We start from the raw sequence: 23,075 nt of genomic DNA on the forward strand, positions 1-23,075 counted from the left end.
CTTTCTAAAAAATGAGAACTTACATCATTTCATTTAAATCATTGACATAGAGAAAAGAAGACCTTTTTTGTATGTTAGATTCACCGTAAATGCCTCAAAGAAAAAAGCTTCCTAAATCCATCCGAGAAATTTATATTTAATTAGATTAAAGGAGGGGGTAAATAAACAAATAAAAAATATATGAAGCAGAAAGAACACTCCCCGAGCAAAGAAGCATCAGGATGCTTTCTCGTTTGAGGAGCGTTAAGCAACAATAAAGGTGCTTAAAAAATAGTAAAGTTGTTAAAAAAACCCCAGTTATGCTATTCAGCAATCGGGCCATTTAGTGTTATATTCGATTATTTCAAGTATGGATATCGCTGTTTGTATCATCTCTTCGTTATCTAGAAGTAAAGTGTATGCGACTTAATTTATTTGAAGAGGCGATTCTAAGCTTTCCACTTGATAAGCTGCATAAAATGCATAAGTACTTTGCCACGATTTTTAACAAAAAATGTTCCGAACTGTTGATAGATTTCACCTTCATCCTTTTATATATTTAAACATATAAGGAGATGAAAGACATGATTGGTATGAATATTCGTATTTTGCGTAAAAAGCATAAACTAAGTCAAGAACAATTAGCTGAGAAGTTAAACGTATCACGACAGACCATAGCAAAGTGGGAAAACGAAGAAGCCGCACCCGATATTTATAAGTGCAAGATACTTGCTGATATTTTTCAAGTAACCATGGATCAATTATCTCGTAATATGAGTGAGGAAGAGGTAAATCAGCTCGGGCCCAAAGGAAAGCAGTTCTTTGGTGTGGTAAAGGTAGGGGAACGGGGACAGATTGTGATTCCCAAACAAGCACGAGAAATGTATCAAATTCATGCTGGTGATAAGCTAATCGTTTTGGGAGAAGATGCGACAAAAGGAATGGCTATATTAAAAAGTGAGAGTTTCCTGGAGTTTGCGGAGATGATCCGAAAAGCTGAACTGACGGAAGATGAGTCAGAATGAGCAAAATCGTATTTTTCTCGATACCCGCGCATGGTCATACTAATCCGACCATTCCGGTGGTAACCGAGCTAGTAAAAAGGGGCCATCAAGTTTGGTACTACTCCTTTTCAGAATTTCAGGAAAAAATAGAGAGTGCGGGTGCCACGTACATTGCTTGTGATAAATTCTTGCCTCAATTATCGCAAAAAGAATTGGCCCGTAAGGCTGGTAAAGATTTTGCGGCACTGATTGAAATGGTTGCTGATACGACCATTGCTTTGGATGAAAAGGTATGCAAAGAATTAAAGGCTATTCATCCAGATTGCATCGTATTCGACTCTTTATGTCTTTGGGGCAAATTATTTGCCCAAAAATTAGGAATCCGATATATTTGTTCGACTACTTCTTTTTCTTTTAATCAGCATACAGCAAAACTGATGAAGCCGAGTTTCCTGGAGTTATGGAGAATGGTCGTGGGCATGCCGCGAATTAACAAAAAAATTCACTTACTAAAAAATCATAGTTATGAAGTAGAGAATTTTGTGTCGATTGTTCAAAACGATAATGAAACGGACACCATTGTTTATACGTCAAAAGAATTCCAGCCGATGGCTCATACCTTTTCTGAGCGATATGCTTTTGTTGGGCCATCCATTAGGCAGTCTTCGCCGGTGCAGAGCGCTAAAAAAGATAAAAAGGTCGTCTATATTTCCCTCGGAACTGTACTTAATCAAAATCAGGATTTTTACCAAAACTGTATCAAAGCATTTGCAAAGACGAACTATGATATTGTGATGTCAGTTGGTGAAAAAACTGAGATTTCTTCTCTTGGTAACATACCAGAAAATTTCACAGTAAAAAACTCCGTAGACCAGATATCGATATTACAGACAGCAGACGTATTTATTACCCATAGTGGTATGAACAGTGTAAATGAAAGTCTGTATTTCGGAGTTCCAATGGTTTTATTCCCGCAACATAGCGAACAAAAATTAGTGGCCGACCGAGTTGCCGAACTGGGTGCAGGATTGAAACTAAAGAGGACGACGCCAAACTATTTAGCAACAGCAGTAGCTGAGGTGCTGACAAATTGGACATATAAGGGAAATGCACAGAAACTGTCAGAATCCTTTCAAAATGCCGGCGGTGCTGTAGAAGCAGCTAATGTGATTCTGACTAAAATTGGGGAGAAATCTTAATGGTTTTGTGGTTTTTATGAAAATGCGCTTTATACTGGAACCAAACTTTAACAATCGGGCGTAACAATGGAATAATATTTAGATTTAAATAACTGTATTGTTATATTTTTAAGTAAAGTGAAGGATCTTATATTAGAAATGAAACAACTATATTTTATCCCCGTCCTAAATTTAGAACGGGGTTATGCTTGTTTGAGGTTTTAAAATAACTAAACTTATTGTCACCTTATAACTCGAAGGCTATAATCAATGCTTCACCAGACCATGCCGTTTCCAGCGGCATGGCTACTCCTTTGTCCAACGGATCATTTAGTCTTTTACTAATATTTATTTTTTCTTTGCTGGCATTAACTAGATTGCATCTTCATCCTGCAGTTGTCATTATTCTTTCCGGTCTAGCCGGAGTGGCCCTGTACACCTAACAGCAGTATGGGCTCCCCCTCGCTAGCCGTTCATCTGCATCTTACACCAGCACTTAACTGATGAGCTATAGTAGGCCCGTCCTCTATCGCTTTAATGGTTTATTCAACTAAATAAAAAAGCTATTTCGCTAGCCTGTGCTCTTTCACTGTAAATGCTTCAGGATACCCGTAACTGCCATGCTCACTTAAATCCAGACCTACGAGCTCTTCTTCTTCCGTCACTCGCAGTCCATTCATCATTTTTTTCAGGATCACTAAAACAGCGAATGAAACAGCAAATGCATAGGCTCCTGATACAGCGATTCCCATTGCTTGTACAGCAAGCTGCGTTAGCCCGCCACCATAGAGGAGACCGGGTTGACCAACAGTTGCTAGCTCTGGAGTGGCAAACAAACCGGTTGATAACGTTCCCCACACACCAGCAACTCCGTGGACTGAAAGAGCAAAGATCGGATCATCCACTTTTATTTTCTCAAAAAATCTTACACTATAAAATACTAGGATTCCAGCTACCAAACCGATAGCAAGCGCTGCCCACGTTTCGACAAAAGCACATGAAGCTGTGATGGCAACAAGTCCGGCAAGCGCGCCATTCAACATTGTTGGGACATCAGGTTTTCCACACACAATCCACGAAATGACTAAGGCACTAAATGCTCCTGCAGCCGCAGCTACGTTCGTATTCAGAGCGACAAATCCGAAAAAACCATCTTCCACTCCTAGTGTGCTTCCCGCATTAAAACCAAACCAGCCAACCCATAAGATGAGCACGCCCAAAGCAGTGAACACTTGATTATGCCCAGATAAGTTGTTAGCCGTCCCGTCTTTATTATATTTACCAATTCTCGGTTTTAATAGAATAGTAGCTGCAAGAGCAGCCATCGCTCCCGTCAAATGAACAACTGTTGAGCCGGCAAAATCTTGCTTTCCGTGCGCAGCCAGCCAGCCGCCCCCCCATATCCAGTGAGCTACAACAGGGTAAATCACCGCTGAAAAAATAAGAGCAAAAGCCAGATAAACGGAAAGCTTAGCCCGCTCGGCAAATCCACCGAAAGCAATCGTCAGAGCGATCCCTGCAAATGCCAGCTGAAACATAAAAAATACGGCAGTGGAATAGCTTGTCGCCTCTACTTCATAACCGGAATAAAAAAAGTCAGACATCCCAATAAAAAAGTTGGCATCCTCCCCGAAAATAAAACCGTATCCTGCCGCCCAAAACACAATTGAAGCAATTCCAAACGTAAAAATCGTCTTTCCAGCGATGTGTCCCGCATTCTTCATTCGTGTTGATCCAGCCTCCAGCAAAATAAAACCGCCTTGCATTAAAATAACTAAAATGGTCCCTAGCATGATCCATACACTATTTAACCAATACAAATCATCCATTCACATTCCTCCTTTATTTCAGGTCAGCTCACCACTGCGGTAGTGCATGGGCACAGTGGGAACTGACCCTGTTTTTTAGTTATCAATAATATTAATGTTGTAATGTTCGAGCCATTCATTGATTTGAATAAGATGGGCAATGAGCTGCGGCCCTGTCATAAGCTGGCCAAACCAGGGCACTTTGAAGGAGGAGCCATTTGAGTGAATAATGTCTGCCACTTTTGTTTTTGAGAGCAGTTCAAGAATAGGAGATGATGGAGTATCGATGATGTTCGTTAACTGTTTCTTTACCCGTGCTGTGTATTCTGGATGATAGGTTTTTGGGTAAGGGCTCTTTTTCCTGTAAAGCACATCATGAGGCAGCACTCCTTCTAAAGCGCGACGTAGAATTCCTTTTTCCCGCCCGTTCAGCATTTTCATGTTCCATGGAATGTTCCAGGCATACTCCACAAGCCGATGATCAGCGAACGGAACTCGCACCTCTAGACTCGCCCCCATGCTCATGCGGTCTTTACGCTCCAGCAGCGTTGTCATAAACCATGTCATATTCAAATAAAACATTTCCCGGCGGCGTGCTTCCAATGAGCTTTCTCCATCTAACTGAGGTGTTTCCCGAACAGTCTCTTCGTACCGGTCTCTTACATACTTTGTGAGATCCAGTCGCTGCTGCCAATGCGGAAGAAGCAATTGCTGCCTTTCATCTTGTGATTTCATCCACGGGAATCCTTTATCATTCAGCAACTCTTCTCGATAAAACCATGGGTACCCCCCAAAAATTTCATCTGCACACTCACCGGATAAAGCAACCGTAAATCGCGGTTTAATCTGTTCGCAAAACCATAACAAGGAAGAGTCAACATCCGCCATTCCTGGCAAATCTCTCACTTTTACAGCATCCATTAAATAGTCAGCCAGCTGATCGTTTTGAATGACAGCCGCATGGTGGACCGCTCCTAAATGCTGCTGCATCTTTTCAATCCACGGTCTGTCTTCATCAGGCTGGAAAGTGCTTGATTGGAAGTAATGATGATTATGAACATAATCAATCGAGTACGTATGGAGTGCCCCATCGCCCTTTTCTTTAAAAAAGTCGGCCGCAAACTGGCTGATTGCACTCGAATCGACTCCACCAGATAAAAACGTGCAAACCGGTACATCAGCTGTCAATTGCCGTTCAACAGCGTCTTTTACAAGGAATCGAACTTGTTCCACTGTTTCTTCTAATGATTGATCGTGTTTTTTACTCATTACATTCCAATATCGCCAGATCTTCAATCCTCTCCGGGAATAAGTAAGCGCATGGGCTGGCCTTAGCTCATTGATTCCGCGAAAAACCCCCTGACCTGGAGTGTGGGACGGTCCTAACCCAAACACCTCTTGAAGGCCTTCTCTGTCTACCTCACTTTTCACTTCCGGATGGGCTAGAATCGCTTTCAATTCAGAACCGAATAAAAATGATCCATTCCCTTCCTTGTAGAAAAGCGGCTTCACTCCGAGACGATCTCTTGCAATAAAAAGCTGCTCTTTTTCTTCATCCCAAACAGCAAAAGCAAAAATTCCATTTAAATAATTTACACATTCCTCTCCCCACTCTATATAAGCCGTCAGCAGCACTTCCGTGTCGGAATGAGAGCGAAAAACATGACCTGTCTTCACTAATTCTTTACGAAGGTCTTCTGTATTATAAAGCTCTCCATTGTAAACGATTGTATAGTTTTTCTTATTTACCTCTTTTGCCATCGGCTGGCTTCCGCCAGCAGGATCTACAACAATAAGCCGAGTGTGACCGAAAGACACATGACGGTCGCTCCACACGTTCGAAGCATCTGGCCCGCGTCTCGCCAATGTATGTGCCATCTTTTCCACGATGAATGCTTGAGTTGTCAAATCCTGATGCCAATGAATCCATCCTGTTATCCCACACACTCGTGATCACTCTCTTCTATGAAGTTTTTCGGGGACAATCCCCACTTTTAATATTGTGTGATATACTGTTCGCGCTCCCATGGGTGCACTTGCGTACGGAACAAATCCCATTCAATTACTTTCGCTTCAATGAAATGCTCACACAAGTGAGGACCTAAAGCTTTGGTCATTATCTCATCCCCTTGAAAATTTTTAATTGCCTGGGCAAGAGTAGCCGGCAAATCAACAATATTGTTGTCTTCCCGCTCTTTTTTGGACATTCCATAAATATTTTGATCGACAGCTTCCGGTGGTGTTAATTGATTTTTAATACCATCCAATCCGGCTGCAAGCTGGACGGCCATTGCCAAATATGGATTAGCCGCAGGATCCACACTGCGCACCTCTACCCGTGTACTCATTCCGCGGGAAGCAGGAATGCGAATCAAGGGACTTCTATTTCTAGCTGACCAAGCTACATAACAAGGAGCTTCGTATCCAGGAACTAATCTTTTATATGAATTAACTGTCGGATTGGTGATAGCAGTGAAGTTTGGAGCGTGCTTCAAAATCCCAGCCACAAATTGTCTGGCAGTATCACTCAGCTCCAAATCTCCATTTTTATCGTAAAAAGCATTTTCCCCATCCCTGAATAAAGACAAGTTGCAGTGCATCCCAGAGCCGTTCACACCGAACAGTGGCTTCGGCATAAACGTCGCATGCAGACCGTGCTTACGGGCAATCGTTTTGACAACCAATTTGAATGTTTGTATATCATCACAAGCTTTCACAGCATCGGTATACTTAAAGTCAATTTCATGCTGGCCAGGTGCGACTTCATGATGGGAAGCTTCGATCTCAAATCCCATTTCTTCCAGCTCAAGCACAATATCACGTCGGCAGTTTTCGCCTAAATCTGTAGGAGCAAGATCAAAGTAGCCGCCACTGTCATTTAATTCAAGTGTTGGTTCTCCTCTTTCGTTCAACTTAAACAGAAAGAATTCTGGTTCAGGCCCAACATTAAAATTGGTGAACCCTAATTCTTTCATTTCATTTAGTATCCTCTTTAAATTGCTGCGGGGATCTCCCTCAAAGGGCGTGCCATCCGGATGATAAATGTCGCAAATAAATCTGGCAACTTTCCCTTTTTCGGCCGTCCAAGGAAAAATAACGAATGTATCTATATCTGGATACAAATACATATCTGACTCTTCAATTCGGACGAATCCTTCAATAGAGGAACCATCAAACATCATTTTATTGCTCAACGCTTTCTCTAGCTGCGATGAAGGAATCTCCACATTTTTAATCGTACCCAAAATATCTGTAAACTGCAGACGGATAAATTTCACATTCTCTTCCTGAACTAATCTAAAAATCTCTTCTTTGCTAAACTGCGCCATATTCTTCTCTCCCTCACGTTGCATTTTATTTATAGTTGTGCTGCCTTTTCCATCAGATAGCGATCACATTCCCAGGCTGCACTGCGCCCTTCTTGGATAGCCCAAACAACCAAACTTTGTCCTCTGCGTACATCCCCAGCGGCGAATACTCCCTTCACATTCGTCGAGTATCCTCCTGCCGGTGTTTGCACTGTGCTGCGCTTATCTTGTGTCAATTGAAAGGCCTGAATAACGTCTTCTTCAGGTCCACTGAAACCAACGGCAATGAATACAAGTTGCGCTGGCCATACCTTCTCACTTCCTGGTACTTCCCGAAGAATGAGCTGACCCTTTCCATCGGTTACTTTTTGCACTTGAACCGTATGAAGCTCTTTGACGCGTCCTTGTTTATCCCCGATAAACTTTTTAGTAAGAATAGAATACTCTCGCGGGTCTTTTCCCAGTTGAGCATTCGCTTCTGCATAGGCATAATCAAGGGAAAATATATGAGGGTACTCTGGCCACGGATTGCCCGCTGGCCGTGTTGTGGGTGGCTGCGGATGCTTGCCGAATTGAACCACGCTTTTACAGCGCTGACGCAAAGCGGTTGCCACGCAATCTGCTCCAGTATCTCCCCCTCCAATAACAATGACGTCCTTTCCTGTCGCTGAAATAGCCTTTTCCTTTAAAGAGCGCTCATTCAGCAGTTTCTTCGTTGCATTCGTTAAATAATCCATTGCAAAATGAATCCCAGCCAGCCCCCTGCCTTCTATCGACAAATCACGGTGTTTTTGAGCACCGGTGCACAGAACAATAGCATGATATTGTTCTTGCAGCTGTTTAACGCTCATATCTTTTCCTACTTCCTTATTCGTAACAAACTGAATCCCTTCCGCCTCCAGCAGTCGCACTCTGCGGTCTACCACTTCCTTTTCAAGCTTCATATTTGGAATGCCGTACGTAAGCAGGCCGCCAACCCGGTCAGAACGCTCAAAAACAGTAACAGAATGCCCTTTTTTATTTAACTCATCAGCACAGGCAAGCCCCGCGGGACCGGAACCGATCACTGCAATTGTTTTTCCTGTTCGAAATCTTGGCGGCTTCGGAATGATCCACCCTTCTTTAAAGCCTTTATCAACAATCGCTTTTTCAATACTTTTGATCGCTACGGCCGAATCACTAATGGCCGCTGTGCAAGAACCCTCGCATGGAGCGGGGCATACTCGCCCAGTAAATTCCGGAAAATTATTCGTCTTTACCAAACGATTCAGCGCTTCTTGCCAACGCCCTTGGTATACAAGATCATTCCATTCCGGGATTAAATTGTATAGAGGACAGCCAATTGTTGAATGAGACCATTGGACCCCCGTATGGCAAAAGGGAGTGCCGCAGTCCATACAGCGAGCCCCTTGTTTTTGCAATGTTCCCTCTGGCAGCGATTGTTGATATTCTTTCCAATCGCTTAGCCGAGCGCCTGGATCCCGTTCGCCCGGCACTTCACGTTTATACTCTATAAATCCTGCCGCCTTTCCCATATCATAGCTCCTTTCCGTGGGCTCAGTCCTCCAGATGCTAACGCGTCAGCGCAACAGGCGATTCCCCATCTTCGATCATTCGCTTATATTCTTTCGGAATGACTTTCACCCATCTTGTTAAATGTTTCTCCCAATTTTGCAGAATACGCCAGGCACTTGAACTATTGGTATAATGATAGTGGTTCAAAATAAGCTGCTTTACTTCTTCTTGTTCTTCATTCACTTGCAGCGATTCAAGATAAACAAGTTCCTGATTGCAGTTTTTCAAGAAAGTGGCTCGTTGTTTTACATAGACGTAAGCCGTTCCTCCCGACATCCCTGCTGCAAAATTTTTGCCGACAGATCCAAGTATGACGATCCGCCCTCCGGTCATGTACTCACATCCGTGATCGCCTATCCCTTCAACGACTGCACTCACACCGCTGTTTCTCACCCCGAAACGCTCGCCCGCCAAGCCGCCGATATAAGCTTCTCCTGCTGTTCCTCCATAAAAAGCAACATTGCCAATAATCGTATTTTGTTCAGGAACAAAAATTGATTTTTCAGATGTTTTTACAATGATTTTTCCGCCTGACAATCCTTTGCCAACATAATCATTCGCTTCCCCCACCAGCGTCATCGTGGCGCCATTCGGCAGGAAGGCCCCAAAACTTTGGCCAGCTGATCCAGTAAATTTCAGCTGTATCGTATCTGCGGGAAGCCCTTCTTTTCCGTATCGCTCTGTTATTTCACTGCCTAACATTGTCCCCACTGTCCGGTCAACATTTTGAATGGAGAAACTGGCTTTGACTGGCCTCTGCTGTTCAAGAGCTGGCTGACAAACTCGTAACATCTCCCTGTAATCAAGCGACTGCTCAAGACGATGATTTTGTGTACGGCAATTGTGCATAGCAACAGCTTTTGCAGAAGAAGGGGTATAGAGAAGCGCTGATAGATCAAGATCTTTCGCTTTCCAATGAGTGTTGGCCCTTTCACTTTTTATTAATACATCTGTCCGGCCGACCATTTCATTAATCGTTCGGAACCCCAGCTCTGCCATGATTTCCCGGACATCTTGCGCAATGAAACGCATGAAGTTTTCAACATGTTCTGGCTTCCCAAGAAACTGCTCACGCAGGGCAGGATTTTGCGTCGCAATTCCAACTGGGCAGGTATTCAAATGGCAGGCACGAACAAGTACACAGCCAAGAACGACGAGAGGAGCGGTTGCAAAGCCATATTCTTCAGCACCAAGCAATGTGGCCATTACGACATCTCGGCCAGTCATTAACTTGCCGTCCGCCTCTACTACCACCCGATCGCGAAGATCGTTCAACAGCAAAGTTTGATGCGTTTCTGCCAATCCAATTTCCCACGGTATGCCCGCATGTTTAATACTCGTGCGCGGCGCCGCTCCCGTTCCGCCTTCCGAACCGCTAATCAGGATCGCATCCGCTAATCCCTTTGCCACCCCAGCAGCGATCGTTCCCACACCTGCTTTGGCTACAAGCTTCACGCTGACCCTCGCATAAGGATTTGCACTTTTTAAGTCATGAATGAGTTGGGCAAGATCTTCAATCGAATAAATATCATGATGGGGAGGGGGAGAAATTAACCCCACTCCAGGTGTAGAGCCGCGCACCTCCGCAATCCACGGATACACTTTACTTCCCGGCAGCTGTCCACCTTCTCCTGGTTTGGCTCCTTGGGCCATCTTGATTTGAATTTCATCCGCATTCATCAAATAATGGCTCGTTACACCAAACCGGCCGGATGCAACCTGTTTAATTGCGCTGCGACGCAAATCACCGTTTTCATCAGGAACAAACCGGCGGGCGTGTTCGCCACCTTCTCCACTATTGCTTTTTCCGCCAATCCGATTCATCGCAATAGCCAGCGTTTCATGCGCCTCTTCACTTAATGAACCATAGGACATCGCGCCTGTTTTAAAACGGCGGCAAATCGCCTCAACGGACTCTACTTCATCAATTGGGATAGGGGAGGTTTTTTTGAATTGGAGCAATCCGCGAAGAAAAACAAGCTGCTCTTCATTCGCCTTCTCTGCATACTTTTTGTACAACTCATAGTCGTTCGCCCGACAAGCTCGCTGCAGCAGATGAATCGTCGTCGGACGAAAGGCATGAGCCTCACCACCATGGCGCCATTGAAAATCACTCCCGGATTCAAGCGTTTCACTTTGCTCTCTGCAAAATGCTTTTTCATGACGCATGAGTGTTTCTGCGGCAATCGTTTCTATTTTGATTCCCCCAAGCCGGGCGGCTGTACCTGTAAAATAGTGCTCAATAACAGACTTGTGAACACCGATAGCTTCAAAAATCTGGGCTCCCCGATAACTCTGTATCGTCGAAATCCCCATCTTCGACAGCACTTTTACAATCCCACTTGTAGCTGCTTGAATATAGTTCTCAACAGCCTCAGTGCAGCTAATCTGTTGAATCTCGCCCTGCTTTACCATTTCTTTAATAGAGGCATAAGCGAGATATGGATTAACCACATCTGCCCCGTAGCCAATCAGCAGGCACAACTGATGGACATCACGCGCTTCACCGGTTTCAGCTATAATACTGACCTTTGCGCGCGTCCCCCGGCGCACTAAGTGCTGGTGCAGCCCGCTAACCGCCAGCAAAGCCGGAATCGGTGCTAGATTTTTACTAACAGGCTGATCGGATAAAATAACAAGTGTTATTCCTTTTTCAATTTCCTGGTCTATAGAATGAAATAGTGTGTGTAATGCCTTTTGTAATGTTCCTGTTCCTCCTTCTGCTTCAAATAACATCGGGAAAGTTTTGGCCTGAAAGGACTTCATCTTGTTATCACGCAGCTTTGCCAATTCCTCATTTGAACAAATAGGTGTTTTTAGGCGGATATGACGGCAACTTTTCGATTGCGCTTCAAGCAAGCTTCCCTCCGCTCCAAGAAAGGTCATTGTAGAAGTAACAAACTCTTCACGGATCGCATCGATAGGGGGATTCGTCACTTGAGCGAACAGTTGTTTAAAATAGTTATATAAAAGCTGGGGGGCGTTTGAGAGTACGGCTAAAGGAGTGTCATTGCCCATGGAGGCAATCGCCTCTTTCTTTTCAACTGCCATTGGAATTAAGTGTTTGACCAGTTCTTCATACGTATATCCAAAGACCTGTTGCAGTTGTAAGAGGTCAGCTGTAGACAGAACGGGCTGCTTGCGAGGGGCCGGTAGCTGTTCTATGTTGAGACATTCCTTATTAAGCCATTCACGATAAGGACCACTCGCCGAAACTTGTCGTTTTACTTCCTCGTCCTCTATAATCCGCCCCTCTGCTAAATCAACAAGCAACATACTCCCCGGGCTCAGTCTTTCTTTTCTGCTAATCTTCTCCTCTTCTATTTCAATCACACCGGCCTCCGAAGAAAAGATGATCATATTATCTTTTGTTATATAGTAGCGGGCTGGACGCAGACCATTACGGTCCAGCATCGCTCCAATCTGAAGCCCATTTGTGAAAGCAAAGGCGGCCGGGCCATCCCACGGCTCCATTAAATGGCTGTGATATTCGTAAAAAGCTCTTAATGCGTCATCCATGGACTCATCTTTTTCCCACGGCTGCGGAACCATCATCATGGCAGCATGCGCGAGGGAATGGCCGAATATGGTTAAAAATTCCAGGCAATTATCAAAGGCAGACGAATCGCTTCCATCTTCATCAATAATCGGTAAAACTTTGCTTATATCTGTGCCAAACGGGTCTGCTGTCAGGAGCTGTTCACGCGCTCTCATCCAATTTACATTGCCTGTTAACGTGTTAATTTCACCATTATGAATCAAGTAGCGGTTGGGATGGGCTCTTTCCCAGCTCGGGAACGTGTTTGTGCTAAAGCGGGAGTGGACAAGTGCAAATGCTGATTGAAAAATAGGATTCTGTAAGTCCAAGTAAAAGGCAAGAAGCTGATCCGGCGTCAGCATGCCTTTATAAACAATTGTCCGGGCAGACAGACTGGAAAAGTAAAAAGTTTCGTTACAGGGCATTTCTTTCTCCCTAACAGCTTTTTCTGCTCTTTTGCGAATTACATACAGCTTGCGTTCAAAGTCCTGCTCATTCATTTCGCTGTCTGATTTTTTTATAAAAACTTGTCGAATAGCGGGCTGGCTTCTCTTTGCTTTTTCTCCAAGCGCAGTGCCATCAGCAGGTACCGTGCGCCAGCCAAGCACCTCCTGCCCTTCTTCTGCAACAATGTCATTCAACATGTTTTCATATTTTCTCTTTTTTTCAGACTCTCTTGGCAAAAAGAGCATTCCAACACCATATTCTCCTTTATTCGGTATGCTCAGTTGTGAACAAGCTAGTTGAAAAAATTCATGTGGAAGCTGGACCATGATCCCTGCTCCATCTCCTGTAAGTGGATCACTTCCCTGGCCGCCACGGTGCTCTAGGCGGCAAAGCATCGATAAACCTTGTTTAACAATACTATGGGAAGCCGTTCCTTCAACATGGGCAACAAACCCGATGCCGCATGCGTCATGTTCAAAGTCTGGGTTATAAAGTCCTTGTTTTGGTGGGAGCACGATCCATTTCACCCTTTCCGCTAGTTAATATTTTATTTTCTTTTCTGTTGGATTATTTCAAACTGCTTTAGAAAATATTTTGTCTCTTCTTGATAATTATTGTATGTGCTAACGATCAATCCAAACAATATATTGTTTGGATATAATTAATCTATTTTTGAGAATGATTAATAGAAACCCTTCTTTTAAAAAGCTCTCGAAAATTTTGTGATCCTAGATAGAAGCCTTAATTGTGCCACATTCACCTCAAACCTTGACAAGCACGCAGGCCTGATACACATTCATTAAAATTTTTTAAACAAACAGAAGTTTGTTTCCTGATAATCTATCAGAAAAACGGGAATATAGATAAAAAACAAGGAGGAGTTTTCAAATGAAAAAAAATAAACTCATTCAGAAAGCGAAAGATACATTCAGTCAGGCGGCAGATTACGTAAAAGAAAAAGCAATAGAGTTAGCTAACCCGCCCGCTACTTCTATTGCCAAACTGGAAGAGTATATTTCCACACATCCTGAGACGAAAATAACTACCAAAACATGGCTAGGAACCACATTTAGCTTTTATAGGTTAGAGGACAAACAGGCCTCCTATTATATGGAGAAGAGAGATTCCTACCTCCTGCAGCTGGATGTTACTAATCGGAACGGTGAACTTCTCGCCTATCGCTCGTACAAAAATCGTCCTGATCTGCATACATCTATTCCTTCTATTTCTCAAATAATTCACTTTAAAAACAATAAAAAAGCAGGCTCATTTGCACAATGAGCCTGCTTTTTTAATTCACATGGACTTGGGACTGTTCAATTGTGTGCTCCAACAGGAAAAAATCTTTAACGAGCTGAAACTTGCATTTCAGTCATTGGAAAATATAAATATACTACGCCGATAGCGGAGAATAAGCAGCATTCTTTTTGCAGCAATACCCTTTCACTTCAAAGCCATATTTTTTCAGCTGTCGAATGCTTAAATTACGGAGCACTTTATCCGATACAATAACGATTACTGCTTTTTTAGAAATCTCCCTGTGCTGCCGCGCTAAATAAGGCAAAGGAATATGAACAGCTGACGAAACCGGGTTTCGATTGGCTTCGTGAAAATCGCGAACATCAACCAATAAGACATTCTCGTTTTTAGTACACTCATTCACCTCTTCTGTTCCGGCAACCGGTACGTAACGCTTATATAGTACAGGCAGCATCAGCAACATGATCACGCCTAGAAAAATAACCATAGTTCCCTCCAGCTCAGTTGATACGTATATTTTAAGGGAATGTTAATAGCCGTTCAGCACACCGCATACCCCCATATGTATGTTAAGACAAATGAAATAGTTCGTCAAGAGCTTTGCCGTTCTTCTATTTGGCAGCTCATAATAGCGATATAAAATAGACACCAAGCATTAAAACGAGGATGCTGACAGCAACAGTGACAATAGCAATCATTATGGCTGATGAGCGAAAAGAGGCCGCGTTAATTTCTTTCCGTTTAATAAAATAGCTAAATGCCCCCGTAAACAAGATAGCCAGGCCGACAGTTATCGAAAATATCATCATAAGCAAAGATATTTCATCAGTTACTTTGCTCACCTTCGCTTCATAATTAAAGTGCAGTGTTACCGCCAAAAAACCAATGCCTACCACAGCAATGCCTGTGCGTAGCCAGGCAAGAAAAGTCCGTTCATTAGCTAAGTGCTGCTGAATGTATTTAGACTCATCCATTTTTTGTCTTGTCATTATGATCTCCTTACGATTAAATTTCTTTCACTGCCTTGCCTCCTCTTTCTCTAATTCCATTTTACCTTTATGAAATTAACTTGCAAACTCTCTGCCTGCTCGTTTTTCTATAGAAAAGATCATAAAGAAAACCTGCTCTAGCAACAATTAAGAGCAGGCAAAGCTTGTAAGCGGGGATATAAAAAACAAGTAAAACAATAAATGATCCCTTTCCTTAGCTAGTGAAGATCACGGCAGGGAATTGAGCTTGACTAACCAAGGACTCTATTTATTTTTAAACTTTTAAGCCGATTTTTTATGCTGCTGCACTTTCTGATTGCTTAAGGATCGTTCCTGCCGAAACGATTTAATTAAGGCATAGGACATAAATAAAAGGACAATACCTAAAGGCAGAGCACTGACAATGATAGCAGCTTGCATTCCAGCTAGCCCGCCTGATGCAAGTAAAACCGACGCAATGGCCGCCAGAACTACTCCCCAGCTAAGCGTGACAAAGAATGGCGGATTTAAACTGCCGTTCGTCGTTTGCATACCAAGAACAAACGTGGCAGAATCGGCCGACGTGACAAAAAAGGTTAGAATGAGAACCACTGAGACAGCTGATAGCATTCCTCCGAGAGGCATGTGATTATATACAAAGAACAAAGAAGTTTCAATACTTTGAGCAGCTACATTCGCTCCTTCTACAAAATCAAAGTAAATGCCTGTTCCTCCAAAAACAGCAAACCATAGCGAGCAGACAACTGTCGGGACAATCAAGACAGCCATAATAAACTCACGGACAGTGCGCCCTTTAGAAACACGTGCGATAAATGTTCCTACAAAGGGTGTCCATGAAATCCACCAGGCCCAATAAAAGATCGTCCAATCTTTAATCCATTGATTGCTTTCCTGATCAAACGGGGTAAACCGCAGCCCCATGCTCGGAAGATTTTGCAAGTAGCTACCAAATGTAGTAGAGAACAATTCTAATAAATATTGAGTTGGCCCAAGAAAGAGAAAAGAAACAAATAAAATAACAGCCAGTGCCATATTCGTATTACTTAAATATTTAATCCCTTTTGAAACACCTGTTCCAGCAGAAATAATAAATAGGATGGTTGTGAAAGCGATAATAACGAGTTGAATATTAAAGCTGATAGGCATACCGAATAAATAGTGGAACCCGCTATTTATCTGAGAAGCGCCAAGCCCTAGTGACGCAGCAACACCAAATACAGTCGCAAATACAGCAATAATATCAACCGCATGTCCAATCGGCCCTTTCGCTTTATTGCCAATGAGCGGATACAAGGTGGCACTCATTAAGCCAGGCATGTTTTTACGGAATTTATAATAAGCTAAGGCAAGCGCTACGACTGCATAAATAGCCCAAGCATGAAATCCCCAGTGCAGATACGTATGTTCCAAGCTTATTTTTGCGGATTCAATCGATTGAGATGTTCCATATGGAGGAGAAGCATAATGAGAAATCGGTTCAGAAACTCCGTAGAATAACAGCCCAATTCCCATTCCTGCACTAAATAACATCGCAAACCAAGTAGGTGTACTGAACTCGGGCTTATCATCGGGTTGCCCAAGCTTAATGTTTCCGAAGCGGCTAAAAGCAAGGCATAAAGCAAAAATCAAGAAAAAAGTGGCTGAAAACTGATAAAACCAGCCGAAGCGGTCTAATAGAAAGCTCTCTGCTGAAGTCATGACAGCCATTAAATGATCCGGTGCTGCTACACCCCATGTGACGAATAATAGACTAATTCCTATGGAAATCCAAAAAATAGATGTTGTTTTTTTCACGATCTTCCCCCTTATATTTCCTAAATAAAAAAACGAATCACACAACCTAGTCCCCGCTCACCTATATAAGTGTAAACATACTTCGTTTACTTTTTCAAACCCGCAGAGAGAAATGATTTGGCAAAAACCCTTATCAGATCATTGAGAATCAGGCAGAGGCCTTCTCTATTTTCTCTAATAAGCTTCCTTATAAAAAGCAAGCAAAAAAGCTTTCCTAAAGCGGCCTATTGGCTCACTTTTGGAAAAGCTCCCTGTTAAATCTATACACTGTTTATTCGATACCAACTGCTGTTTTAACATATGCAGCAATAACACCAACGGACAGCTGCAGGTTGTTTGTTAATAAACTGTTCTTTATATAGGACAGCTTATCCCCTTCCACTGCATAGGACTGGATATTTAAAATGTTGTCAATATAAAGAATCCCTTTGTGGGTAATCATCGGTTTCGTAATTTTATCTCCACCGTTTTCTACCGGAGCAGAAGGAATGGCATCTGTTCCATTTAGCAGTCCTTCTCTCGTCAATTGCTCCATTATGGATGGGTATGAGGGCATCCCCTCTGTCATAATTTTGTGCAGTTCCGATATATCATTTGGATCATTTCCTAAATAATATTGAACATAATAAGCGAGGGTGACTTGTTCTCTTTCTGTTAATGTTTCCATTTTCATTTCCTCCTTTATCCTTTTATTATTCGACAAAAAGAGAAAGATTCCTGCAAGAACCCCCGGTACCTTTTTCGCTATATTTCATAGGACGAAAGAAAGAGAGAAATGTTTCCGCCCCTTAATCACCTATATAATTTCCGCTCTTATTCATCCACCTGTCGTACGTTGCTCTTTTGGCACAACTGCTGTCTCCAATGCGGCTTGCTTGTGCAGCCGTACGGATAAAATAAAACTTAAGAGCAGCAATCCACTGCAAAGCATAAAGGAAGAGGGAATTCCACCAACATGATCAACCATCCATCCGCCAAGGCCTGGACCAAGCAGCTGGCCAAATGCAAAATATACCGTTACATAGCCAAGGGCAACAGGTGCATAAGATGGATGGATTTGCTCCGTTGACAACGCTTGAATAAGCGACAGCATGCCAACAACTGTCGTTCCCCAAAGAATCTGGCTGATGATAAATCCGCCGTAAACAGGTAAAACAATGGGAACAGCCATTGAAACGGCGCCGATCAAAAGAGTGATAAGCAAAGACTTTTTCCTGCCAATCCTATCTGAAATCGCTCCCCACAGCGGCCCGCTAAAAATAGAAAGCAAGCCCCCGACAGCCATGATCTGGCCAGCTGTATAATCATTAATGTGTGATTCTAGCATAAAGCTAAATAAAAAACTTTGCGGGATTAAATATGCAAAGCCTATCAATCCGTAAATAAAGGCCACTAGTAAGACTCTCTTATGCAAATATACTTCCCGGAAAAGCGATTCCTCTGCCTGTAAATTCTTAGGAGCAGAAATCGGCGGATCACGCAGAACCATATGAGCCACAAGAGCGGAAAGCAGAGAGAGAAGTCCATACAGCCCCCATAGATATCTCCAGCCATTCATCGAAAACCAGGCAGTAAAAAGCGGGATCAGTGCACTGGAAATCAATGTGCCTAATCCCAGACCGCTGACGAGAAAGCCAATCATCATGCCTCTCTGCTTCGGAAACCACCCTACGACAATATTCACGAGAGGCGTATATGTAAAAGCAGTGCCGATCCCCAGGCTAATCATTCCCGCCATACAGGAAAAGAAGTCCCGTACAAAGGACAAATATAACAAACCGGCGGCGACAAGCAGTATCCCCATCACTACTAACCGCTTTGATCCCCACTTTGCAGCCATAATGCCAGCAAAGAGCACCAATCCCAAATATCCTACCGAAGTAGCCGTACCAAGTATTCCTGCCTGTTCATATGTAAGCGATAAATCTTCTTTCATAAAAGGCATCAAAATCCCATAAGACATTCGGCCAAAGCCCAGCGTGCTAATAGTTACCGCTACACATGTGAAGGCATATTTCCAAATCTGCCGCTCCTGCTCCATACGCTCCCTCCTTCATTATTGCTATTTCCTGGGCATGTCCAGCTATAAAAAGATTAATTATGAAGATCTACTAGCGCTTGCTGCAAATCAGCTTTTGTCTGGATAGTTTTAAAATCAACCCCTAGAGAGGCTAATGTATGAGCAGTTTCTGGCTGGATACCGGTGATAATTACTTTCACTCCAAGAAGCTTTAAGGCGCTAACAATTTTAAAAATTTGATCAGCTACCATTGTATCGACGGTCAAGACACCGGATAAGTCTAATACCAGATGGGAAAGCTGCAATTTTTTCGCTGAAATGAGAGCTGTCTCCATTAATAGCTGAGCGCGCTCCGTATCCACGTTTCCAATCAACGGCAGAACCGCAATCTCTTTAGTGACAGGGACCACTGGTGCAGATACCTCTATAAATGCCCTTTTCGCTTCGTCAAGCATCCGCTCATGAAATTTGACAAAGGTTAAACTAACATAGTAAACCGCTTCATCTAAAAGCGTATCAATAATGGCACTGGCTTCAAAAACCGTATTGATGGCCATCTGGTGTTTTTCCACTTCTTCTCTCACTGCTTTCCAGATAAACGTCCGATAAAATTTAGTATCTCTCAATGCTTCATCAAGCGGTATACCCATTTGAAAAATGATTTCCCCTATTTCTTTGCCCCAATTAGCCATTCTTTGTTGAAGCGATGCTTCATCAAAAGAATTAAGAAGAGCTTCACCAAACAACTGGATAAACTCAGCCCGCATTCTTAAAATTTCAGCTTCTACAAACGCCAACTGTTCTCTTTCAATTTCACTTATCCCCGCAAGCCTTTCATTATGTATTTCCTCGGCAAGTGCCTTTGTTCTTTCGATGATGGTCTTTCCGAGAAATTGAATCTCACTTTCCATATTTCTCCCTCCTGAAACTGTTAACCTTTTATATGTTATATATATTTACCTCGGTAAATTTTAGTAATATAAATTTTGAGGGTCATACTCCATTAGTGTAACACGAAAATTTTCTAAATTGTCAAAAAACAAATTATTTTTCTAAACGAGAAAAAGCTGTGTTGGACTATCCAACACAGCTTCTCCTTATTATTGCACCGCACGTAAGCACTCTTTGAGAGTTTGAGCGATAAAAGTAAAATCTTCTTCAGTGATGCTTAATGGCGGAGCAAGCTGCAATATGTTATTGTAACCGGCTACAGTGTCGCCGTTTTTGCCGATGATTAATTTTTTCTCCTTGCAGAGCCCGATCACTTTATTTACCAGATCAGAGTCTGCTGGTTTTTTCGTTTGTTTATCTGCCACTAATTCAATACCGATGAGAAGCCCTTTTCCCCGTACATCTCCGACAAATGGCAAATCCTTAATTTCTTCTAACTCTTTAAGCATCCGCTCTCCAAGTACTTGCGAACGTTCAATTAATTTCTCTTTTTCATAGATTTCCATATTCTTTAGCGCCAGCGCACAAGCTGCCGGATTGCCGCCAAATGTGTTAACGTGACGGAGACGATCGTACTGGCCGCTGCCACAATAAGCCTCATAGATCTCTCTTTTTACCGCTGTGGCAGATAACGGCAAATACGCGCTTGTAATTCCTTTGGCCATCGTGATAATATCGGGCTTTACGTCATAATGCATAAAACCAAATGGCTTCCCTGTCCGACCGAAACCGCAGATCACTTCATCGCAAATAAGCAGGGCACCATGCTTTTCGCAAATTTCCTTTACCTTTTTCATGTAGTTTTGCGGCGGAATGAGGCAGCCTCCTCCGGTGATGATCGGCTCCATAATCATAGCTGCCACGGTTTGGCCTAACTCCCATGTCATCACTCGGTCCACTTCTTCTGCACTCTCGAGCGTCTGCTCATCATCAGGGCGGCGATACATATCCGGCGGGTTCACATGGATAAATCCGGGAGCAAGCGGCTCGTACTTATATTTTCTTTCTGCCTGGCCTGTCGCTGCAAGGGCTCCCATTGAGTTGCCATGGTAAGCACGGTAGCGAGAAATAAACTTATACCGACCGTGCTCTCCTTTTTGCTGATGATATTGGCGGGCAATTTTAAAAGCTGTTTCATTCGCTTCAGAACCGCTGTTGGAGAAAAAGATGACATACTCTCCACCAAGCCATTCATTTAGCTTTTCAGCTAATTTAATAGCAGGAATATGACTTTGGGCCATTGGAAAATAAGGCATTTCCAGCAATTGCTCGTAAGCAGCTTCTGCTAGTTCTTTCCTCCCATAACCAGTATTTACACACCATAGTCCAGATAAACCATCCAAGTATTTATTGCCGTCTATGTCTGTCACCCAGGCTCCTTCCGCTTTCTGTACGATCAGATTCGCGGGGGCAGGAGCTGATCCTCTCATTGCGTGCCAGACAAAGCGCTCATCCTTTTTTTGTAAATCCTGTTCTTTGTGTGTTACCTGCATGCCTCTTCCCCTCCTTTTTTATTCACTTGACTTTGTTTTTTCACTGCAGGCGGACGCTTTCCGCGATCCGTCCTTGAGCCTTCCCGTCGCTTGCACTTCTGCGGAGTCTCGCTAGGACTCGCTCTTCCCGCTCGAGTCGCCGCCTTCCGTTGCGATCAACCATTGAAAAAACAACATTCACTTCAACAGAGCCATTCACTTAATAACGGGCGGTCATCATCTTTTTACGTGTATAAAACTCCACTCCATCTTTCCCATTCGCATGAAGGTCTCCATAGAAGGAATTTTTATAGCCGGAGAACGGAAAGAAAGCCATTGGAGCTGGCACACCTAAATTAATACCGAGCATGCCCGCGTCGATTTCTTCACGAAATTCCCGGATCGCTTTTGCACTATCTGTATACAGACAGGCTCCATTCGCAAACTCGGATTCATTTGTGATGGCAATTGCTTCTTGAAGGCTCTCGGCGCGAACGATAGAAAGCACTGGAGCGAAAATTTCATCCTGCCAAATTTTCATGTCTGTTTTTACGTGATCAAAAATCGTCGGACCAATGAAATACCCCTTTTCATTCTCTCCTTCTTTTCTGCCGTCGCGAACAAGCACAGCTCCTTCTTCTTCACCGCTGTCAATATAGCCAATTGTCCGCTCCTTATGCGCTTCGCGGATCACCGGTCCAAGAAACACATCTTTGTCCATGCCGTTGCCCATTTTAATTTCATCAGCTTTTTGTTTCAGAAGGCTGACAAGCTTGTCGGCACTGTCACCAACTGCTACAACAACAGAAGCGGCCATGCACCGTTCACCAGCTGATCCGAAGGCAGCACTCGTAATGTTAGCGGCCGCATTCTCTAAATCAGCATCTGGCAAAACAATGGAATGATTTTTCGCTCCTGCCAACGCCTGCACTCTCTTACCATTGGCAGCTGCCGTTTTATAAATATATTCAGCTACCGGCTGAGAACCAACAAAGGAAATCGCCTTGACATCTTTATGTTCTAGTATTCCATTGACAACATCATGCGCCCCATGAACAATATTTAATACCCCATCAGGGAGACCTGCTTGTTTGAACAGCTCAGCTAGACGATTCGCCAAAAGCGGTGTCCGCTCCGACGGCTTTAAGACGAACGTATTCCCACAGGCAATAGCAAGCGGAAACATCCAGCACGGCACCATCATCGGAAAGTTAAACGGCGTAATACCGCCGACTACACCGATCGGATAGCGGTACATCCCTGATTCGATTCCCGCAGCGATATCCGGCAGCTGGCTGCCCATCATCAGTGTCGGCGCTCCAGCAGCAAACTCTACACATTCAATGCCACGTTGAACTTCCCCATACGCTTCTGTGTAGCTTTTTCCGTTCTCAAGCGTCACAATTTCGGCTAGCTCTTGCCAATGCTCAACTAACAACTGCTGATAGCGGAACAAAATACGGGCACGCTGAGGTACCGCTACTTTCTTCCATGATTGAAAAGTTTCTTTAGCGGCTGCCACTGCTTGATCGACATCTTCCTTAGTCGAGACTTTAAGTTTTGCAATCACTTCTCCCGTTGCTGGATTGGGCACTTCTTCTACTTTTTGACTCGATGACTCTATCCATTGTCCATTAATAAAATTTTTTACCGTCTTAACATCTTTCATAACTACCATCGCAAGCCCTCCTGAATTTTTTAAACTATGTGAGTAGCTTCATTATAGAGTCATTAGGGAACGCTTTCATTAGA

The 23,075-nt window shown here is 43.4% G+C and carries 16 protein-coding genes; 3 read left to right on the top strand and 13 right to left on the bottom strand.

Annotation, left to right across the window (positions count from 1 at the left end):
• Positions 1-563: 563 nt before the first annotated feature.
• Both MKZ02_RS18575 and MKZ02_RS18580 read left to right on the top strand, forming a co-directional pair.
• Positions 564-1,004 carry a helix-turn-helix transcriptional regulator gene (locus MKZ02_RS18575; RefSeq protein ID WP_340855195.1) on the top strand — a complete coding sequence of 147 codons (441 nt, stop codon included), beginning with the start codon at positions 564-566 and terminating at the stop codon, positions 1,002-1,004.
• The gene (locus MKZ02_RS18580) at positions 1,001-2,182 is read left to right on the top strand and encodes a macrolide family glycosyltransferase (protein WP_340855198.1); all 1,182 of its coding nucleotides are present in this window, start codon (positions 1,001-1,003) and stop codon (positions 2,180-2,182) included. The genes MKZ02_RS18575 and MKZ02_RS18580 overlap by 4 nt, the downstream gene beginning before the upstream one ends.
• Before the next feature lie 542 nt (positions 2,183-2,724).
• Here MKZ02_RS18580 and MKZ02_RS18585 read toward each other — a convergent pair.
• From MKZ02_RS18585 to gltB, 5 genes are all read right to left on the bottom strand, one after another.
• Positions 2,725-3,990, bottom strand: coding sequence for an ammonium transporter (locus MKZ02_RS18585; RefSeq protein WP_340855200.1), 1,266 nt, complete (start codon positions 3,988-3,990; stop codon positions 2,725-2,727).
• A gap of 75 nt (positions 3,991-4,065) precedes the next feature.
• The gene (gene asnB, locus MKZ02_RS18590; RefSeq protein ID WP_340855203.1) at positions 4,066-5,916 is read right to left on the bottom strand and encodes an asparagine synthase (glutamine-hydrolyzing); all 1,851 of its coding nucleotides are present in this window, start codon (positions 5,914-5,916) and stop codon (positions 4,066-4,068) included.
• 47 nt (positions 5,917-5,963) lie between these two features.
• Positions 5,964-7,298, bottom strand: coding sequence for a type I glutamate--ammonia ligase (glnA, locus tag MKZ02_RS18595; protein WP_340855206.1), 1,335 nt, complete (start codon positions 7,296-7,298; stop codon positions 5,964-5,966).
• A gap of 29 nt (positions 7,299-7,327) precedes the next feature.
• Complete coding sequence (locus tag MKZ02_RS18600; protein WP_340855208.1) at positions 7,328-8,812, bottom strand: glutamate synthase subunit beta; 1,485 nt, start codon at positions 8,810-8,812, stop codon at positions 7,328-7,330.
• A 37-nt stretch (positions 8,813-8,849) separates the two neighbouring features.
• Positions 8,850-13,364 carry a glutamate synthase large subunit gene (gene gltB, locus MKZ02_RS18605; RefSeq protein ID WP_340855210.1) on the bottom strand — a complete coding sequence of 1,505 codons (4,515 nt, stop codon included), beginning with the start codon at positions 13,362-13,364 and terminating at the stop codon, positions 8,850-8,852.
• A gap of 361 nt (positions 13,365-13,725) precedes the next feature.
• Here gltB and MKZ02_RS18610 point away from each other — a divergent pair, with 361 nt between their 5' ends.
• Positions 13,726-14,118 (top strand): hypothetical protein, encoded by a 393-nt coding sequence (locus MKZ02_RS18610; protein ID WP_120036668.1) that lies wholly within the window; start codon positions 13,726-13,728, stop codon positions 14,116-14,118.
• Positions 14,119-14,230: 112 nt separating this feature from the next.
• Here MKZ02_RS18610 and MKZ02_RS18615 read toward each other — a convergent pair whose 3' ends face one another.
• The 8 genes from MKZ02_RS18615 to MKZ02_RS18650 form a co-directional block, all read right to left on the bottom strand.
• Positions 14,231-14,584, bottom strand: a complete 354-nt coding sequence (locus MKZ02_RS18615) for a rhodanese-like domain-containing protein (protein WP_120036666.1) — start codon at positions 14,582-14,584, stop codon at positions 14,231-14,233.
• A 136-nt stretch (positions 14,585-14,720) separates the two neighbouring features.
• Positions 14,721-15,086: a YidH family protein gene (locus MKZ02_RS18620; protein ID WP_120036664.1), complete on the bottom strand. Its 366-nt coding sequence runs from the start codon at positions 15,084-15,086 to the stop codon at positions 14,721-14,723.
• Positions 15,087-15,368: 282 nt separating this feature from the next.
• Positions 15,369-16,880, bottom strand: a complete 1,512-nt coding sequence (locus tag MKZ02_RS18625) for a glycine betaine uptake BCCT transporter (protein WP_340855217.1) — start codon at positions 16,878-16,880, stop codon at positions 15,369-15,371.
• A 271-nt stretch (positions 16,881-17,151) separates the two neighbouring features.
• Positions 17,152-17,547, bottom strand: a complete 396-nt coding sequence (locus MKZ02_RS18630) for a hypothetical protein (protein ID WP_120036660.1) — start codon at positions 17,545-17,547, stop codon at positions 17,152-17,154.
• A gap of 150 nt (positions 17,548-17,697) precedes the next feature.
• The gene (locus tag MKZ02_RS18635; RefSeq protein WP_340855220.1) at positions 17,698-18,921 is read right to left on the bottom strand and encodes a YbfB/YjiJ family MFS transporter; all 1,224 of its coding nucleotides are present in this window, start codon (positions 18,919-18,921) and stop codon (positions 17,698-17,700) included.
• Positions 18,922-18,974: 53 nt separating this feature from the next.
• Positions 18,975-19,811, bottom strand: a complete 837-nt coding sequence (locus MKZ02_RS18640) for an STAS domain-containing protein (RefSeq protein ID WP_340855223.1) — start codon at positions 19,809-19,811, stop codon at positions 18,975-18,977.
• Between the two features lie 189 nt (positions 19,812-20,000).
• Entirely contained in the window at positions 20,001-21,344 is a 1,344-nt protein-coding gene (locus tag MKZ02_RS18645) for an aspartate aminotransferase family protein (protein WP_340855225.1), read from the bottom strand.
• A gap of 199 nt (positions 21,345-21,543) precedes the next feature.
• Positions 21,544-23,001, bottom strand: coding sequence for a CoA-acylating methylmalonate-semialdehyde dehydrogenase (locus MKZ02_RS18650; RefSeq protein WP_120036653.1), 1,458 nt, complete (start codon positions 22,999-23,001; stop codon positions 21,544-21,546).
• Between the last annotated feature and the right edge of the window lie 74 nt (positions 23,002-23,075).

Source organism: Pseudobacillus sp. FSL P4-0506 (genome assembly GCF_038003025.1).
Lineage (GTDB): Bacteria > Bacillota > Bacilli > Bacillales > Domibacillaceae > Pseudobacillus.